Origin of the sequence: Paenarthrobacter sp. NPDC090522 (assembly GCF_044769225.1) — a bacterium.
GTDB lineage: Bacteria > Actinomycetota > Actinomycetes > Actinomycetales > Micrococcaceae > Arthrobacter.
In genome coordinates this window covers 47,081-61,681 of record NZ_JBIVXL010000017.1, presented here as the reverse complement: position 1 = coordinate 61,681, position 14,601 = coordinate 47,081, and the positions used below count along the sequence as shown (strand labels likewise).

At 65.6% G+C, this 14,601-nt stretch carries 15 protein-coding genes; 5 read left to right on the top strand and 10 right to left on the bottom strand.

Translation table 11 applies throughout. The features are described from left to right. Window positions 1-85 precede the first annotated feature (85 nt). Both ACIQT2_RS19080 and ACIQT2_RS19075 read right to left on the bottom strand, forming a co-directional pair. Entirely contained in the window at window positions 86-796 is a 711-nt protein-coding gene (locus ACIQT2_RS19080) for an ArsR/SmtB family transcription factor (RefSeq protein ID WP_402949559.1), read from the bottom strand. Then, entirely contained in the window at window positions 793-2,451 is a 1,659-nt protein-coding gene (locus ACIQT2_RS19075; RefSeq protein ID WP_402949556.1) for a methyltransferase, read from the bottom strand. The genes ACIQT2_RS19080 and ACIQT2_RS19075 overlap by 4 nt, the downstream gene beginning before the upstream one ends. Before the next feature lie 92 nt (window positions 2,452-2,543). Between ACIQT2_RS19075 and ACIQT2_RS19070 the strand changes: the two genes are divergently transcribed. Continuing rightward, the gene (locus tag ACIQT2_RS19070) at window positions 2,544-2,987 is read left to right on the top strand and encodes a hypothetical protein (protein WP_402949553.1); all 444 of its coding nucleotides are present in this window, start codon (window positions 2,544-2,546) and stop codon (window positions 2,985-2,987) included. 52 nt (window positions 2,988-3,039) lie between these two features. Continuing rightward, window positions 3,040-3,573, top strand: a complete 534-nt coding sequence (locus ACIQT2_RS19065) for a hypothetical protein (RefSeq protein WP_400337389.1) — start codon at window positions 3,040-3,042, stop codon at window positions 3,571-3,573. A 9-nt stretch (window positions 3,574-3,582) separates the two neighbouring features. On the opposite strand, the gene ACIQT2_RS19060 is transcribed toward ACIQT2_RS19065, so the two are convergent. Beyond that, entirely contained in the window at window positions 3,583-4,479 is an 897-nt protein-coding gene (locus tag ACIQT2_RS19060) for a rhodanese-related sulfurtransferase (RefSeq protein ID WP_400337387.1), read from the bottom strand. 116 nt (window positions 4,480-4,595) lie between these two features. On the opposite strand from ACIQT2_RS19060, the gene ACIQT2_RS19055 reads away from it, so the two are divergent. Further along, window positions 4,596-5,291 carry a GNAT family N-acetyltransferase gene (locus ACIQT2_RS19055; RefSeq protein WP_397325638.1) on the top strand — a complete coding sequence of 232 codons (696 nt, stop codon included), beginning with the start codon at window positions 4,596-4,598 and terminating at the stop codon, window positions 5,289-5,291. A gap of 104 nt (window positions 5,292-5,395) precedes the next feature. Continuing rightward, window positions 5,396-7,720 (top strand): DEAD/DEAH box helicase, encoded by a 2,325-nt coding sequence (locus ACIQT2_RS19050; RefSeq protein ID WP_402949623.1) that lies wholly within the window; start codon window positions 5,396-5,398, stop codon window positions 7,718-7,720. Window positions 7,721-7,736: 16 nt separating this feature from the next. On the opposite strand, the gene ACIQT2_RS19045 is transcribed toward ACIQT2_RS19050, so the two are convergent. The 7 genes from ACIQT2_RS19045 to ssd form a co-directional block, all read right to left on the bottom strand. Further along, complete coding sequence (locus ACIQT2_RS19045; RefSeq protein ID WP_402949548.1) at window positions 7,737-8,096, bottom strand: Rv3654c family TadE-like protein; 360 nt, start codon at window positions 8,094-8,096, stop codon at window positions 7,737-7,739. Between the two features lie 4 nt (window positions 8,097-8,100). Continuing rightward, window positions 8,101-8,484, bottom strand: a complete 384-nt coding sequence (locus ACIQT2_RS19040; RefSeq protein ID WP_402949545.1) for a TadE family type IV pilus minor pilin — start codon at window positions 8,482-8,484, stop codon at window positions 8,101-8,103. 89 nt (window positions 8,485-8,573) lie between these two features. Then, a complete protein-coding gene (locus tag ACIQT2_RS19035; protein WP_402949543.1) occupies window positions 8,574-8,939 on the bottom strand; it encodes a DUF4244 domain-containing protein in 366 nt (121 codons plus the stop codon). 139 nt (window positions 8,940-9,078) lie between these two features. After that, complete coding sequence (locus ACIQT2_RS19030) at window positions 9,079-9,681, bottom strand: type II secretion system F family protein (RefSeq protein WP_402949540.1); 603 nt, start codon at window positions 9,679-9,681, stop codon at window positions 9,079-9,081. Beyond that, window positions 9,681-10,472, bottom strand: a complete 792-nt coding sequence (locus ACIQT2_RS19025) for a type II secretion system F family protein (RefSeq protein ID WP_402949537.1) — start codon at window positions 10,470-10,472, stop codon at window positions 9,681-9,683. Before ACIQT2_RS19025 ends, ACIQT2_RS19030 begins: the two co-directional genes overlap by 1 nt. Beyond that, entirely contained in the window at window positions 10,469-11,665 is a 1,197-nt protein-coding gene (locus ACIQT2_RS19020; protein ID WP_402949534.1) for a TadA family conjugal transfer-associated ATPase, read from the bottom strand. The genes ACIQT2_RS19025 and ACIQT2_RS19020 overlap by 4 nt, the downstream gene beginning before the upstream one ends. Then, window positions 11,662-12,765 (bottom strand): septum site-determining protein Ssd, encoded by a 1,104-nt coding sequence (ssd, locus tag ACIQT2_RS19015; protein ID WP_402949531.1) that lies wholly within the window; start codon window positions 12,763-12,765, stop codon window positions 11,662-11,664. Before ssd ends, ACIQT2_RS19020 begins: the two co-directional genes overlap by 4 nt. A gap of 123 nt (window positions 12,766-12,888) precedes the next feature. Here ssd and ACIQT2_RS19010 point away from each other — a divergent pair, with 123 nt between their 5' ends. Continuing rightward, the gene (locus tag ACIQT2_RS19010; protein ID WP_402949529.1) at window positions 12,889-14,568 is read left to right on the top strand and encodes a bifunctional 3'-5' exonuclease/DNA polymerase; all 1,680 of its coding nucleotides are present in this window, start codon (window positions 12,889-12,891) and stop codon (window positions 14,566-14,568) included. Window positions 14,569-14,601 lie beyond the last annotated feature (33 nt).

Below are 14,601 nucleotides of genomic sequence, written 5' to 3'. Positions count from 1 at the left end.
TGGGCTGGTGCCCATATTGGCCTAGTTCACCATAAATTGCAGAATTCTGCGTTTTTGGCCGGGAACCCCGGCCGGTTTGGGACGGTTACTGGCCGGGCGCCAGACGGTCGTCCGGGATCATCGACCAGAGCGTGGCCACGCGCTCCGCGCCGTCCGGAATCCGGGTGGGATCGTCCAGTTCGTACTCCCTGATGACCTCCCGGATCCTGTCGGAGAGCTCCTTGCGCTGCGGATTGGTCAGGTACAAAAGGTTGCTGGCCAGGACCACCGCCGCCGGTTCCTCCGCGGTGTCTCCCCGCTGCCTCCGTTCACCCCGTGCTTTGGCGAACGCGGAAGCCCTGCGCCGGAAGGCATCCAACTCCAGGTCGACGACGGCGATCTCGGGGCTTGCCACGCTGCCACCCGAGATGGTGAAGTCCGTACCGGCGGCCTTCCAGCGACGCTCCCTGGCGTCGCCGGCGTTCTCCGCGGGAGCCACGATTCCCCACTTCTGGAGGGCACGGAGGTGGTAGCTCATGGCGCTGGGCGTCAGTCCCGTCCTGGCGGCCAGTTCGGTAGCGGTGTGGCTCACCTGCGTGGCGTAGAGTTCCGAGATGACTTCAAGCCTGGCCGCGTGGGCCAGGGCGCGGATGGCCTTGGGATCGGTGATCTCCACCGTCTTTTCGGCCCTCTTGCGACGCGGAACTCCGCCTTCTGCCTCGGATGCCTCGTTGTTTACACTCACTTCATCAGTGTAATCAGGGTCACTTGCTGGAGGGCTGGTGCTGGTGGCGCGCGGCGTGTAAACCGCCGTCATGCGGACACCTCATGGCCGGGCAGCTGGCCGTCCGGGAGCAGGAATCCGTCCCGGACCAGGTTCCGGACATCGTTGAACAGCCCTTCACGGAACGCAACCGCATCAAAGTCCGCTCCCCCGCCCAGGAGCACCTCAAGTGCGGTGATGATCTGGCCCACGGACAGTTCACCATCGCACGTGGACACGAAGCCGGCCAGTTCCGAACTGAGCAAGTTGGTCCGGCGAAGTCCTGCGCCCTGCCTGAGCAGGATCACGCCAGGGTGCTCGGCTCCCGGGCGCTGGTGCCGCTCCTCCGTGACATCGTCGGCGACAAGCAAGTGGGCCTCCGCGAGGTTGTTGCCGGCAACCCAGTCGGCGCGATCCACGGCAGCCCCGAGGTGCGGACCGATCGGCTGCTCGATGGGGTAGGTGATTTCCTCGAACCTCCTGAGGACTTCCGCGCCGTCTGAAGGACGCCGCAGCCAGATCATGCCGAAGCCAATGCCTTCAACGTCCCTGGAAGCGAAGTCGTCAAGGTAGGCGGCATAGGCATCCTGGTAATGGGCGCGGTCCCTGCCCTCCGAAGCGTCCTGGAGCCACGTCTCGGCATACTGCTCCGGACCCACCTGCTCACGCTGGATGAACCACACGTCCAGGCCTGAGCCTTGGAGCCAGGAGGTAGGCCGGTCCTGCCACTCCGAACCCGAGGCAATCTCCCAGTTTCCCAGCATCTGCGCTGTTCCACCCGGTTCCAGGACAGTGGCCAACGACGTCACCAGCGAGGAGACAATGTCATCGCCCGGGAGTCCGCCATCGCGATACGTGAACTGATCGGCAGCGGACTCTCCGCTGCTCCGCGGTGTGATCACGAATGGCGGGTTGGACACCACCAGTCCAAACGTTTCCCCCGCAACCGGCTCCAGCAACGAGCCAAGCCTCAGGCTCACGCGGGCTTCCAGGTCCGCGGGATCCACCCCGAGTTCGGAAGCGTTGAGCAGCAGGTTGAAACGGGTGAAGGCAAGGGCGCGTTCGGAGATGTCCGTGGCGGTCACGTGCTCACAATGATGTAGCAGGTGGAAGGTCTGGATTCCACACCCGGTACCCAAGTCCAGGGCACGCTTAGTGTGGTGGCGGACGGTCGTTTGGACCAGCGTGGTGGACGCCTGGCCGATCCCGAGCACATGGTCGTGCCTCAGGACACCCGGCTGCTGGTGGGCGGCGAGATCACTGGCCACCCAGAGTTCCGCTCCCCCGGTTCCATCCGCCTTGGCGTCCCAGCCATAAGGCCGCAGATCCGCCTTCGCAGACACGACTTCACCTTCAAGAGTCACCAACCCGAGCTCGGCAAGACCAGCCGCCCCCACATCCGGCAGCGCAGCGTCCACGTCTCTGGCCGTCTGCGGAACCGCGAGGAGCCACAGCCGCACGATCACCGACAAGGCCGACGCCCCTGGTTGCCCGGCCCCCGTGTGCCGTTCAGTGACCAGGAGTGCCGGAATGAGTTGGTCCCTGCCGAGCGCCGCATAGGCGGATTCGCCAAGGAAATCCGCGACGCCATCCACTGTGTACCGGATGGCACGAAGGTTGGCTGCCAAGGCCGCAAGAAGGCCGGGACGGTCGCTGCGGGGAGCGTCGGCAGTGGCACCGGAAGTAAAAGCTGTTGGGGTTTGGTTCACCCAGCAAGTCTATTGGCGCTGTTTCAGCCTGGTCTCCGGACAGGATGGCCTATGTGGAAAAGCCGGGCCTCGGAACCCGGTAGCGTTGAATCATGCTCATTTTCTCCTCCGCACGGCGCCCTGCCGGTCTTGTTGCCGTCGCTGCGGCAACGCTGTTGGCTGCCACGGCTTGCCAGCAGCCAGTGGACATCGCCCACGCAGACGTTCCCGCCTGGAAGAAGGATGCGCTGCCTGCCGCTGCCGGCGTGGTCCTGGAGGACGCCGGAAAGATCCTGAACCGCGATCCGATTGTCAAGGACTCGCCTAGCGTGGCCGCTGGAACCTACACGCTCACGATGGCGTGCGATGGCGGCGGCAAGGCTTTCTTCGCCGTCAGCACCGGCGGAAAGCAGATCGCAGATGCGGGCGCCGCCTGCAACGGAAGCCGCGAAGTGGCCAAGATCAAGGTCCCCGTCACGGCGGACCTCAGCATCTCGGCCAGCAGCGTGGATGCACCCTTGATCTTCGCTTACCAGGTCGTTCCAGCGGCGGGCTAAATCCCCCGTCCGCCCTCTATGGCGGCCTGCGCCGCAAGCGTAAAGTCAGATCATGGGCGGCGCGTTGGCTGGCTCGGTGACGTCGCGACGGCTGGCGAGTGCCGCCGTCGTACTGTTGTTTGGCCTGGGCGGCACCCTGACGGGCTGCGAGTACACCTATGACGACCGAGGTACTCCGCAGGCCACACCCACGGCGCCGGCGGGCAGCAACGTGGTGCTCCCTCCCGATCCGTCCCTGCAGCAGACTGTCACCGGTGACGCCTTGGAGGAATGGGCCAAGTCGGCGCTGCCGGAATCGCAAGGGAGGTCCTTCTACTCAAGCAGCGGCTACCTGAGTCCCGGCGAATCCAAGACCGAACAGACCGTCCAATTGCCCGGCGGCACGTATGCCGTCACCTTGGCATGCCGGGGCACGCGGCGGGTCACCTTCACCGTAAGGATGGGCGAATCGGACCTGGTGGACCTGACGCTGGGGTGCACCAACGCCCGCGTCAGCGTGGTCCAACTGGACAAGGACGCCATCCTGGACATCACGGTAGGCGCCAGGTCCGATGCGAACTTCGCCTACCGGGTCAGCCGGCTCTGAGTCCGGCGCTCAGGCCGCCTCGCAACCCCCGGGGCACCGCAAAGTTGCCGGGTCCGAGGCGCATTCTGCGCAGTAGAGCGTAAGCGTCCGGCAGCTTGGGTTGGAGCAGTTCTCGAATTTGTTGGTCGGGGACGCACACCGGACGCATTCACCGATGGTCTTGGCGTCGTCGCTGAACTCGACGTGCATGCGTTTGTCGAACACATACAGCGAGCCTTCCCAGAGGCCCTGGTCCTTGAACGTCTCGCCGTAGCGGACGATGCCTCCGTCCAACTGGTAGACCTCCTTGAAGCCCCGGTTGACCATGAGGCTGGAAAGGACTTCGCAGCGGATACCCCCGGTGCAGTAGGTGACTACCGGCTTGTCCTTGAGGGCGTCGTACTTGCCGGAGTCCAACTCCTTGATGAAGTCGTGCGTGGTGGCGACGTCCGGCACGATTGCGTCCTTGAACTTTCCGATCTGGGCCTCGAAGGCGTTGCGCCCGTCGAAGAACACAACGTCCTCGCCATCGGCCTTCTTGGCGTCCAGCAAGGTGTGCAGTTCCTCGGGCTGCAGGTGCTTGCCGCCGCCCACCACGCCGTGCTCGTCCACCTTCAACTCGCCGGGCGCACCGAAGGACACAATCTCATCGCGGACCTTGACGCTGAGGCGCGGGAAATCGTCGGCGCCGCCCTCCGACCATTTGACATCGATGCCGTGGAAGCCCTTGTATTCCCGGGTGGTCTTGACGTACTGCTTCATGTTGTTCAGCTCGCCACCCACCGTGGCATTGATGCCATCCTTGGAGATGAGGATCCTGCCCGTGAGGCCCAGCTTCTCGCACAGGGCACGCTGCCAGAGACGCACCGCGTCAGGATCGGCGATCGGAGTAAAGCCATAGAAAAGCACAATTCGGTTCAAAGCCACCGTTAAAGGGTACTTGGTGCACTAGAATCGCGCGCTGACGTCACAATTTCATAAGCACGGAATGCTGGGGCCTGCGTGCTCTGTTGCTTCCAGGAGCCCTGGCATAGTCTCTCTACATGAGTCCAGACGCCTTGGTTGAAGACATCGCGCACCTCTTGGAAGTCTGGGTAGCCGGCTGGTCCGGTTGCCGGGGCTATGAATCGCGTCAAGAGGGACGTTTCCCCGCCGCACTCCGCGCCGACAAGACCGGCGACTGGGAGTATTTCGCCCACGATCCTTCCGACGAAGAATTCGCCACCCTTGCCGCCAAGACGTCCGAGGCCGACACCCGTATCCTGACGGTCCTCACCAACGACGTCCAACGGTACAAGTACCTCGCCGAACAGCACGGCCTCACCGTCAATTCGGCCTCCCAAACCATGATGATCGTGGACATGGAAACCCAGGATGCCGAGGATCCCTGGCTTCCTGACGACGATCTGGAATTGGCAACCTCCGAGTCCAACGGCGTGCACTACGCCGTGGTCCATTCCGGTGAGCAGGTTGCCGCCAGCGGCCGGGTCTACGTGGTCAACGGAACCGCGGTATTCGACAAGATCGTTACCGAGCCTGCTTTCCAGCGCAGGGGCCTCGGCAGCTTCATCATGAAGGCCCTGGCCGCCCAGGCCTTCGCCCACGACGTCCAAAACGGACTCTTGCTCGCCTCACTGGACGGGCAAAAGCTGTACTCCCACCTGGGTTGGGACGTGGTGTGCCATGTCCTCATGATGTCCGTCGGCAGCACAGGCGGTTCCGACTTGTCCGCAGCCTGACAGCGCGCCTTCCGTAGCGCGAACGACGGCGGTCCCCTCCCGGGGGCCGCCACGTCCGGTTTGCACCGGAATGACAGAATGATTTGGTGGCTGCACCAAACTCGATGATTTCCTTGCTGGGCCGGACCCCGGACCCCGAACAACTGCGCCACGTCCACACCATTCCTGCGCGCAAAGCCGTCAACGAGCCTTGGCCTCACTGGGTGCACCCGGACATCGTGGCGGCGTACCAGGGGCTGGGCATCCAGGAGCCCTACCGGCACCAGGTCCAGGCGGCCGGCCTCGCCCATGACGGCCAGCACGTGGTGATCGCCACGGGAACAGCCTCCGGCAAATCCCTGGCCTATCAGTTGCCTGCCCTGGACGCCATCCATCGCTCGGAACTGCGTGTGCTGTCCGAGCCCGGAAAGATCCACGACGACGGCGCGGTGACCCTGTACCTGTCCCCCACCAAGGCCCTGGCCGCGGATCAGCTCGCCGCCATCCGCGCACTGAAACTGCCCACCGTTAGGGCCGAAACCTACGACGGCGACACCGATATATCGGCCAGGCGCTGGATCCGTGACCATGCCAATTTCATCCTGGCGAACCCGGACATGCTCCACTTCGGGATCCTGCCCAACCATGCCTGGTGGGCCAAATTCTTCCGGCGGCTCCGCTACGTGATCGTCGACGAAGCCCACAGCTACCGCGGCGTGTTCGGTTCCCATGTTGCCAACCTGATGCGCAGGCTGCGCCGGATCTGCGCCTACTACGGCGCCGGCTCCTCCTTCCCCGAGCCTGTCTTCATCGCGGCGTCCGCCACGGCCTCCGATCCGGGAGTATCGTTCGGCCGGCTGATCGGTGCTCCGGCCAGGGAGATTTCCGAAGACTGTTCGCCCCACGGGTCCACGACTGTAGCGTTCTGGGAACCGGCCCTCACCGACCTCAAGGGCGAGAACGGTGCCAAGCAGCGCAGGACGGCCGTGGCCGAGACCGCCGACATCCTGGCCAACCTGGTGTCCTCGAGGGTCCGGACCATCGCTTTCATCAAGTCCCGGCGCGGCGCGGAATCCATCGCGTCCATCACCAAACGGCTGCTGGACGACGTTGATCCCTCCCTGCCCGGCCGCGTTGCCGCCTACCGCTCGGGTTACCTGCCCGAGGAGCGGCGGGCCCTGGAACAGGCCTTGCGCTCCGGACAGTTGCTGGGCGTCTCGAGTACGTCCGCTTTGGAACTGGGCATCGACATTTCCGGGCTGGACGCCGTTTTGGTTGCCGGCTGGCCCGGAACGCGGGCATCGCTGTTCCAACAGATCGGCCGGGCGGGCCGTGCCGGGCAGGACGCCATCGCTGCCTTCGTGGCCAGCGACGATCCATTGGACACCTATCTGGTGAACCACCCACAGGCGATCTTCGACGTATCTGTCGAGGCGACGGTCTTCGACCCCGGCAACCCGTACGTCCTGGGACCGCATTTGTGCGCCGCAGCCGCCGAGTTGCCCATCGGCCCCGCCGAACTTGAGCTCTTTGGCAGCACCGCGGAAGGCCTCCTTGACCGGCTCGTGGCGCAGGGATACCTCCGCAAACGGCCGGGGGGATGGTTCTGGACCCATTCGGAAAGTGCCGCCGGCATGGTGAATCTCAGGGCAGACGGCGGTGGCCCCGTCAGCATTGTGGATGCGGACACGGGATCCCTCCTGGGCACCATGGACTCCCCCCAAACGCATTACCAAGCGCATACGGGGGCCATCTACGTGCATCAGGGTGAAAGTTACCTGGTGGAGGAGCTCAACGAGCGCGACCACTGCGTTATGGTCCGGCGCGTGAACCCGGACTTCTACACCACCGCGCGCGATGTCACCCAGATCGAGGTACTGGAAACCTCCCGCTCGGTCCAATGGGGCGACATCACGGTGCATTTTGGCGATGTCAAAGTGACAACCCAAGTGGTCTCCTTCCAGCGCAAGGCCTTGATTTCCAATGAAATCCTCGGTGAAGAACCCCTGGACCTCGGAGCCAGGGACCTCTTCACCAAGGCGGTGTGGTTTGTGGTGGACAACCGTTCGCTGCATGGTGCCGGATTGGTAGAGGCACAGTTCCCGGGCGCACTGCATGCTGCCGAGCACGCCGCGATCGGGCTCCTGCCGTTGGTGGCCTCCAGCGACCGCTGGGACATTGGCGGGGTGTCCACCGCGCTTCACGCAGATACGGGTGTTCCAACAATCTTTGTCTACGACGGGCACCCTGGTGGCGCCGGCTTCGCGGAACGAGGTTTCGAGAAAGCCAAGGTGTGGCTCACCGCCACGCGACAAGCCATTGATGCCTGCGAATGCGATGCCGGCTGCCCGTCCTGTGTCCAGTCACCCAAATGCGGAAACAAGAACAACCCCTTGGACAAGGCAGCCGCCATCACGCTCCTTGATGTCCTGCTGAAAGACGCCGTCTGACGCTGCTGGGCCAGACTTAGGGTGGAGGGCCTGCCCTGGCTCTGCCCGCGGCGACCCCCAAGGCAAAGGGCTGCGAGAATTCCGTGGCTACCTCAACCGTGTCGCCCGCAAGCACCCGGCACGACGTGATCCGCGCATCGTTCCGGGCTGCTACTCCTTCAGCGACGCTGCACGGCTCACCGGCTACCAGACCCCGGGCGGCATCCGCTGCTGCGAGCGCGGCCAGATCCGCCGCTGTTGCCGCTTTCGATGCCATGACCGCAGCCTGAGACAGCGCCAGGATTCCTGCGAACAGTGCCACCGCAACGGTTACCAGTCCGAGGGCCAGCACCGTCCCGGAACCCCTTTCGGGATCGCGTGCGTTGCATCGCGTCATGCACTCAACCATCCGCCGGTACCTCCGTGCCCGAGGACTCCTGCGGGGTGTCCGCCTTGGCGCTCAAGGTCCAAGGGATCAGTATCCCCAAGGCGCCGCCTACCCGCGCTGAGGCTTCGACGCGCACCCAACCACCATCGCTGGCGATCCCGGTGGCGGTGCCCTCCCCCGCGCTGCGCTGCACGATTCCTGTCACGGCGCTGTTGGACTCGCCCCGGGCCAAGGCACGGGCCCCGGCCCGTGCTGCCTCCTCCAAGCGCAACTGCGTCAGCCCCGCTGCCCCGCCCGCCAGCAGGAACGCCAAGAGCAGGACCACCGCAGGGAGAGCCACAGCGAACTCGGCGGTGACCGCCCCGGCTTGCCTCCCGAAGCCGGCGCGAGCTCCCACCGCGCCACCCGTGGCCGACGCTCCATTCGCCCAGGCCTGCCTCCCGCGAGGCGGCCCGGCACTTACAGCTCCCTGGGGTGGCTCATCGCTCATGGCAGGGAGAGCGCCGTCCGGATCAGGTTGAGGAGGAAGCCGCGGACCTCGTCGCTCCGAAGGAGGACCACCAGCAGGCCAGCCAGTCCCACGGCTGCGAGGGTGGCGATGGCATACTCCGCGGTGGCCATGCCCGCTTCGCCTCCGGTCAGGTGGTTTCGCAGGCGCAGCGCATCCGGGCTGGCCTTAATCTGGGCGGACACGGGACGCGGCAAGTCTTCGTGGAAGCCTCCGGGGGCCAGATCGGGTCCGGCCCCCATAGGTTCCAGGGCAGGACCGCCTGTGACAGGCCGTTCGCTCAGGGACTGGGAGTTATCCTGCTGGACCCGGTGCGCGGTAAGTGCTGTGGTTGGCGAGTTCACGATGTTTCCTTTCACGAGGGCCGGAGGTTTCTCCGGTGGCTTCGACTCTTCCGGCTGCGCCACCGCGATTGAAGAATCCGATCGCCGCAAGTGGATAACCCCGGGGCCGACGAACGGTGTGGAGGACATGTGCTTGGACTCAGCCCGAAGGGAGCATGGCGATGAGTACGGGAACGATTCCCAGGCAAATAAAGGCCGGGAGGGAGCACAGGCCCAAAGGGACGACCAGTTTCACCCCCAAGGCGGCAGCACGTTTCTCGGCAGCGCGGAATTGTTCCCGCCGTTCCCTGGCGGCCTGCGCATAGAGAATGGACGCTGATGGTGCGCCGGTCAGTGCAGCAAATGCCAGCGCGTCACGAAGCCGTTCGACATCCGGGGATGGCTGGACCGGCAACTGCCATGCTGTCTCCCAGTCCGCGCCAATGGACAACGCTGCCACCACCGGTTTCAACGAAGCCCTGATGGTGGGCGTGGAGCTGGCCGCGATGAGTTCAAGGGCCCGCCCGATGCCTGCACCTGCGTCCAGCATGGAGGCGACCAACTCCAGCATCATGGCAACGTCGGTGAGTCCTTCGTCCTTGGTCCCCGAAGCGCTGGTCCGATCGTCCCCAGGTAAAAGCGAACCGCCAGGATCCGCACGAAGCACGAGCCGGGAGGTCGCCTCTGCCCGGCTTCGGCCACGGCCATGGAACGCAACCAGTGCCGCCACAACAAGGATTCCCACCAGCAGGAACCCGGCCATCACGGGCCTCCCGCGGCGGACGCCACGAGACGGGACGACCACACCCTCCCGGCCACCGTCAGTAGCAGACCAGCGGCCAGGGTTCCCATGCCCACGATGTTGCCCAGCAGGATGCCGAGTGGATCAACACCCAGCGCCATACCAAGTACCAGGCCAAAAACCGGTAGCCAGGACAGCAGCCGGACCGTGGCCTTGGGGCCGGCCAGCGCCGTCTGACGGGCTGCTTCGGCATCCTCTTCGGCCTCCAGTTGAGCCGCAAAGCGTGTGAGAAGGTCGGCCAGGGGGCACCCGCTGATCTCCGCCACATCCAGGCAGGCGGCCAACTCCACCCATATGCGGCGCTCAACGTTGCCGCGGGGTGCATAGGCCGTGGCAACCGTCCTTCGGATGGCGTCCGCCGTCGAGCTTCCCACTGCCGATGCTGCCCTGGCTGCCCCAAGGACCCTTAAAACTTCTTCGGAAATGGCCGCTGGCCGCAGGGAACGAGCCACCTGTCCATGGTTGTCCACCCGTCGTGCGGAATGGTGCACCTGCCACAACTCCTCCCACAACTGCGACGGTCCCCGGCCGCCGCGCAACAGTGCGGCAAGCTGCTGGACCAGGACCACCATGGATACCGGCCGGGCCGCGGGTGGGCGCCTGGCCACCAGTGCAGAGCGGATGTCCCGAAAACGGCGGGCGGGCCCACCTGCTGCGGAAACAGGCCCAAAGATCCTTCGGAGGGCAGGCCGCGGCCGCCGCAGCTGCAGCCATGCGGCCACCGCGAGAACCAGGAACAGCACCATGGTCATTCGTTCCCGCTGAAACCCAGTTTGATGGCCAGCGACGGCCACCCAGGCCCCCGTTCCAGCCCTTCGGGATGCGATGTCAGAGCCGGGAGGACTCTCTGTAGCCCAGCAGTGTCCACGAGCACCCCGATCGAAGCGACCCTGCGGCCGGCGCCGGTCCGTTCAACGTGAATCACCACGTCAAGCGCGCTGGCAACCTGTAACCGCACGGCCTCAGGATTCAGGCCGGCGAGCGCGCCCAGGGCAACCAGCCGAGCAGGTACTGCCTCGGCCGTGTTGGCGTGGATGGTTCCCCCACCGCCCGTGTGCCCGGTGTTCAATGCCGTCAGCAATTCCCGGACTTCGGCACCCCGGCATTCTCCGACAATCAGGCGGTCGGGCCGCATGCGCAGTGCTTGGCGTACCAGTTCACCGAGATCCAGTGCGCCTCCGCCTTCGAGGTTCCCGTGACGGGACTCGAGGGTGACTACGTGGGGGTGGACGGGGTTCAGTTCTGCCGCGTCTTCTATCAGTACGAGGCGTTCGGAGGCGTGGCTCAGGCCCAAGAGCGTGGACAGGAGAGTCGTCTTGCCGGATCCAGTGGCCCCACTGACCAGGAAGCTCAACCGCCGCGTCACGATGGCCCGCAGCACTCCTTCCATCTGTTCACAGAACATTCCGCTGTGCCGCAGTTCTTGGAGGCCGAAGGTTTCCTCCCGTCGGATGCGTATGGACAGGAGCGTCCCGGCTGTGGAGATGGGTGGGAGCACGGCATGAACCCGGTAACCACCTTTCAGCCGGACGTCGACGCACGGGGAACCGTCATCCAGGCGGCGTCCCCCTGCGGCTACCAGCCTGGCGGCCAAGGACCTGACCTGCTGTTCATCCTCGAACCAGACGGTTGAGCGTTCCAACCCGTTTCCCCTGTCCAGCCACACCTCTCCGGGAGCGTTGACGAAGATGTCCGTGACACCTGGATCGTGGGCCAGGTGCTGCAGTGGCCCCAGCCCGTTGAGTTCTGCATTGATGGACTCTGCGGCCTCGAGCGCGCCAGCCGCTCCGAGCAGTTTGCCGCTGGCTTGGACCGCCGCGGCGACGGTGGAGGGCGTTACGGGGCCGTTGCCTGCCAAGACGGATTCCCTGACGGTTTCAAGGAGCACGGAGTCGAGTCGTCGCGATTGTCTCCTTCGGCCTCCGTTGAAGGACTGGCCGTTCACGGGTGCGCTCCGTCCACATCCAGGAGAGCCTCTGCGAACCGGGTTACCGGCCGCCGGTGCCCCATGTCCAGCAAGCGGCCAAGCTCCGTAGCGCCCGCGACGCCACGGAGGGCAGGGACGGTCCCGGCAAGCGGCAGGCCCAAGGAGTCGGCAATCACGTGGGCGTCAACCGAGGGAGCCGTACCGCCCCTGACCAGCAGTGCAGTATCCCCCGGCGGCAACTCATTGAGGGTCCGTGAGGCGGCCACGGCGGCCTTAAGGTGCGGCATGGCGAGCAGGAACATCTTGTCGCAGTCCCAGGCAAACGACCTGAGGGCCTCCAGACTCCGCCCGACGTCCACCACCACCAGTTCAAAACCCCGGCGTGCGGCATCCATGACTGCCGCGACGGAGGCAGTGTCCGGCAGCGGAACCGCATCCCGGACGCCGGGCCAGGACAGGAAAGTGAATCCGCCGGCAACCGGAAGCGACTCACGGAACTGGTTCGGATCGATGCTCCCCCGCGTCGCGGTGAAGTCGGGCCACCGCAGCCCGGGAAGATCCTGGTCCGTGATCGCCAGTTCCAAGCCACCACCCCACGGATCGCCATCGATCAGGAGCGTGCTGGTTCCGAGTCCGGCAGCGGCCTGGGCCAACCAAATGGCGGTGGTGGTGGCCCCCGCACCTCCATGGCCGCCCACGATGCCAAGGACCGTCCCACCGGGATCCGGCGCGAAGGAGAGGCTCAGGTGTTCAGCCAGCCACGAAGCCGCTCCCGGCAGCACCGCGACGCGTTCGGCGCCGAGGGCAGCTGCGAGTTGCCACAGCGCGTCGCCCTCGGCAGCCCGGCCCAGGAGCACCGCCGGTGCCCGCCGCCGTGGTGGAAGCTCCCTGACGTCGCTCCCCACCAGGACAACATCGGCCGTATCCCATCCGTGCATTGCCTCTTCCATGCCCTCGGCGAGATGCAGCGTTCCACCTGCGGCCGCGACAATGCGGCGGGCTTCGTCCTGGAGGTACCCGTCGGCCGTGACCAGCAGGATGTCCGCACTGTTCTCCGGGGTCCAGGCTTGTGGCCCCTGCCTGCCTGTTTGCCCCTGCGCTCGTTGTCGCTTACCCATGAAGCCACTCTGGTGGCCGGCGGCAGCGGCGCGTAAGCCATAGATACCCCCATGTGGACAACACCAGGAGGGCCGGGTCTGTGGAGGAACAGTGGAACCGCAGGACACGGCAGAATGGAGAGCATGTATTTGCTGCTCGCCGCCCACCAGGACGGCGCAGCCATACAAAGAATCTCCCCTTCCGGGAAGCCCACGGCCGACCCGCGCCTGGTCAGCCTTGGTGAGTTGCCCGGCGTCGTGCGTGAACTCGAAGGCCAGCGGCCCCGCTGGGTCTGGAACCGCGCGCAGGACTGGTACCCCGGGCTGTTGGCCGAGGGCGTGGAGATGGACCGCTGCCATGACCTGTCCCTGTGCGGTGCCATCCTGGCGAACTCAGCGATCACGGCCCACACCGAATTTGCCAGGAACGCGGAGAAACTCATCCAGGATGATGACACGGTGCCGCCCCGGACGTTGCTCCCGCCGCCCCCGCCCGTGGAGCAGGACGCTCTCTTCGACGATGTTGCTCCGGCCGGCGCCGGGCTGACGGAGCTCCGGACGGAGTTCGCGGCGCAGCAGGCAGCCGTCGCGGAAGTAGAGGGTCCGGAGAAGCAGCGGTTGCAGCTCCTGCTGGCCGCCGAATCGGCATGCGGAATCATCGCCGTGGAGATGCAGTTCGCAGGTGTCCCTTGGCGCGAAGAGCTGCACGAACAGATTCTCCGTGACGTCCTGGGCCCCCGCCCACCCCTTGGGCACCGGCCACCTGCGCTTGAGTCGCTGTGCAACGAATTACGCCAGATTCTTAAGTCCCCCACACTCAATCCGGATTCGCCGCAGGACCTCATGCGCGCCTTGCACCGCAACGGCATCGAGGTCAAAAGCACCCGACAGTGGGAGCTCCAGCAGTCAAACCATCCAGCCATCCCGCCGCTGCTCGCCTACAAGAAGCTCTCCCGCCTGCACACGGCAAATGGCTGGGCATGGTTGGATGCCTGGGTTCGCGGGGGCCGGTTCCACCCCGAATACGTGGTGGGCGGTGTGGTGTCCGGGCGGTGGGCCTCGCGGGGTGGCGGTGCCCTCCAGATCCCCAGGAACATCCGGGCAGCGGTCCATGCGGACCCAGGGCACAAACTGATTGTCGCCGACGCATCCCAACTTGAGCCGCGGGTCCTGGTGGCCTTGACCCAGGACACGAAGATGGCTGAGGCGGCCCGCGACAAGGACCTGTACGCCGGTATCGCCGCCCAAGGTTTCGGTGGCGACCGCCAAAAGGCAAAGGTGGCGCTGCTCGGCGCAATTTACGGCGCCACTACAGGAGAGTCCGGGCGGCTGATGCCGCAGTTGGCGCGTACCTATCCCCGTGCCGTGGGCTATGTGGAGCAGGCGGCCCGCGAGGGCGAGGCCGGACGCACGGTCACCACCAGGCTGGGAAGGAGCAGCCCGGCGCCGTCAGTTGGCTGGCTGCGGAGCCAGCAATCCACCACCGCCGAGGAGCAGCGGCGTGCGGACAACCTGGCACGCTCGCGGGGCCGCTTCACCCGGAACTTCGTGGTCCAGGGATCGGCAGCGGAATGGGCGGCCTGCTGGCTGGCGGAACTACGACGCCGGCTGCGTGCCTTGCGTGCCGAGGGGTTGCCGTCCGGGGAACTCGTCTTCTTCCTGCACGACGAAGTCATGGTCCATGCCCCGGATGAGGCCGTGGATGCCTGCGTCATGGCGATCCAGGAGTCCGCGAACGCCGCTAAAGAACTCATGTTCGGGCGCATACCCGTGGAGTTTCCGGTGAGCATTGCCGTCGTCGATTCCTATGACAAGGCGAAGTAGCCGAACGCTTGTCCACCCGTGCCGCACGGCGGG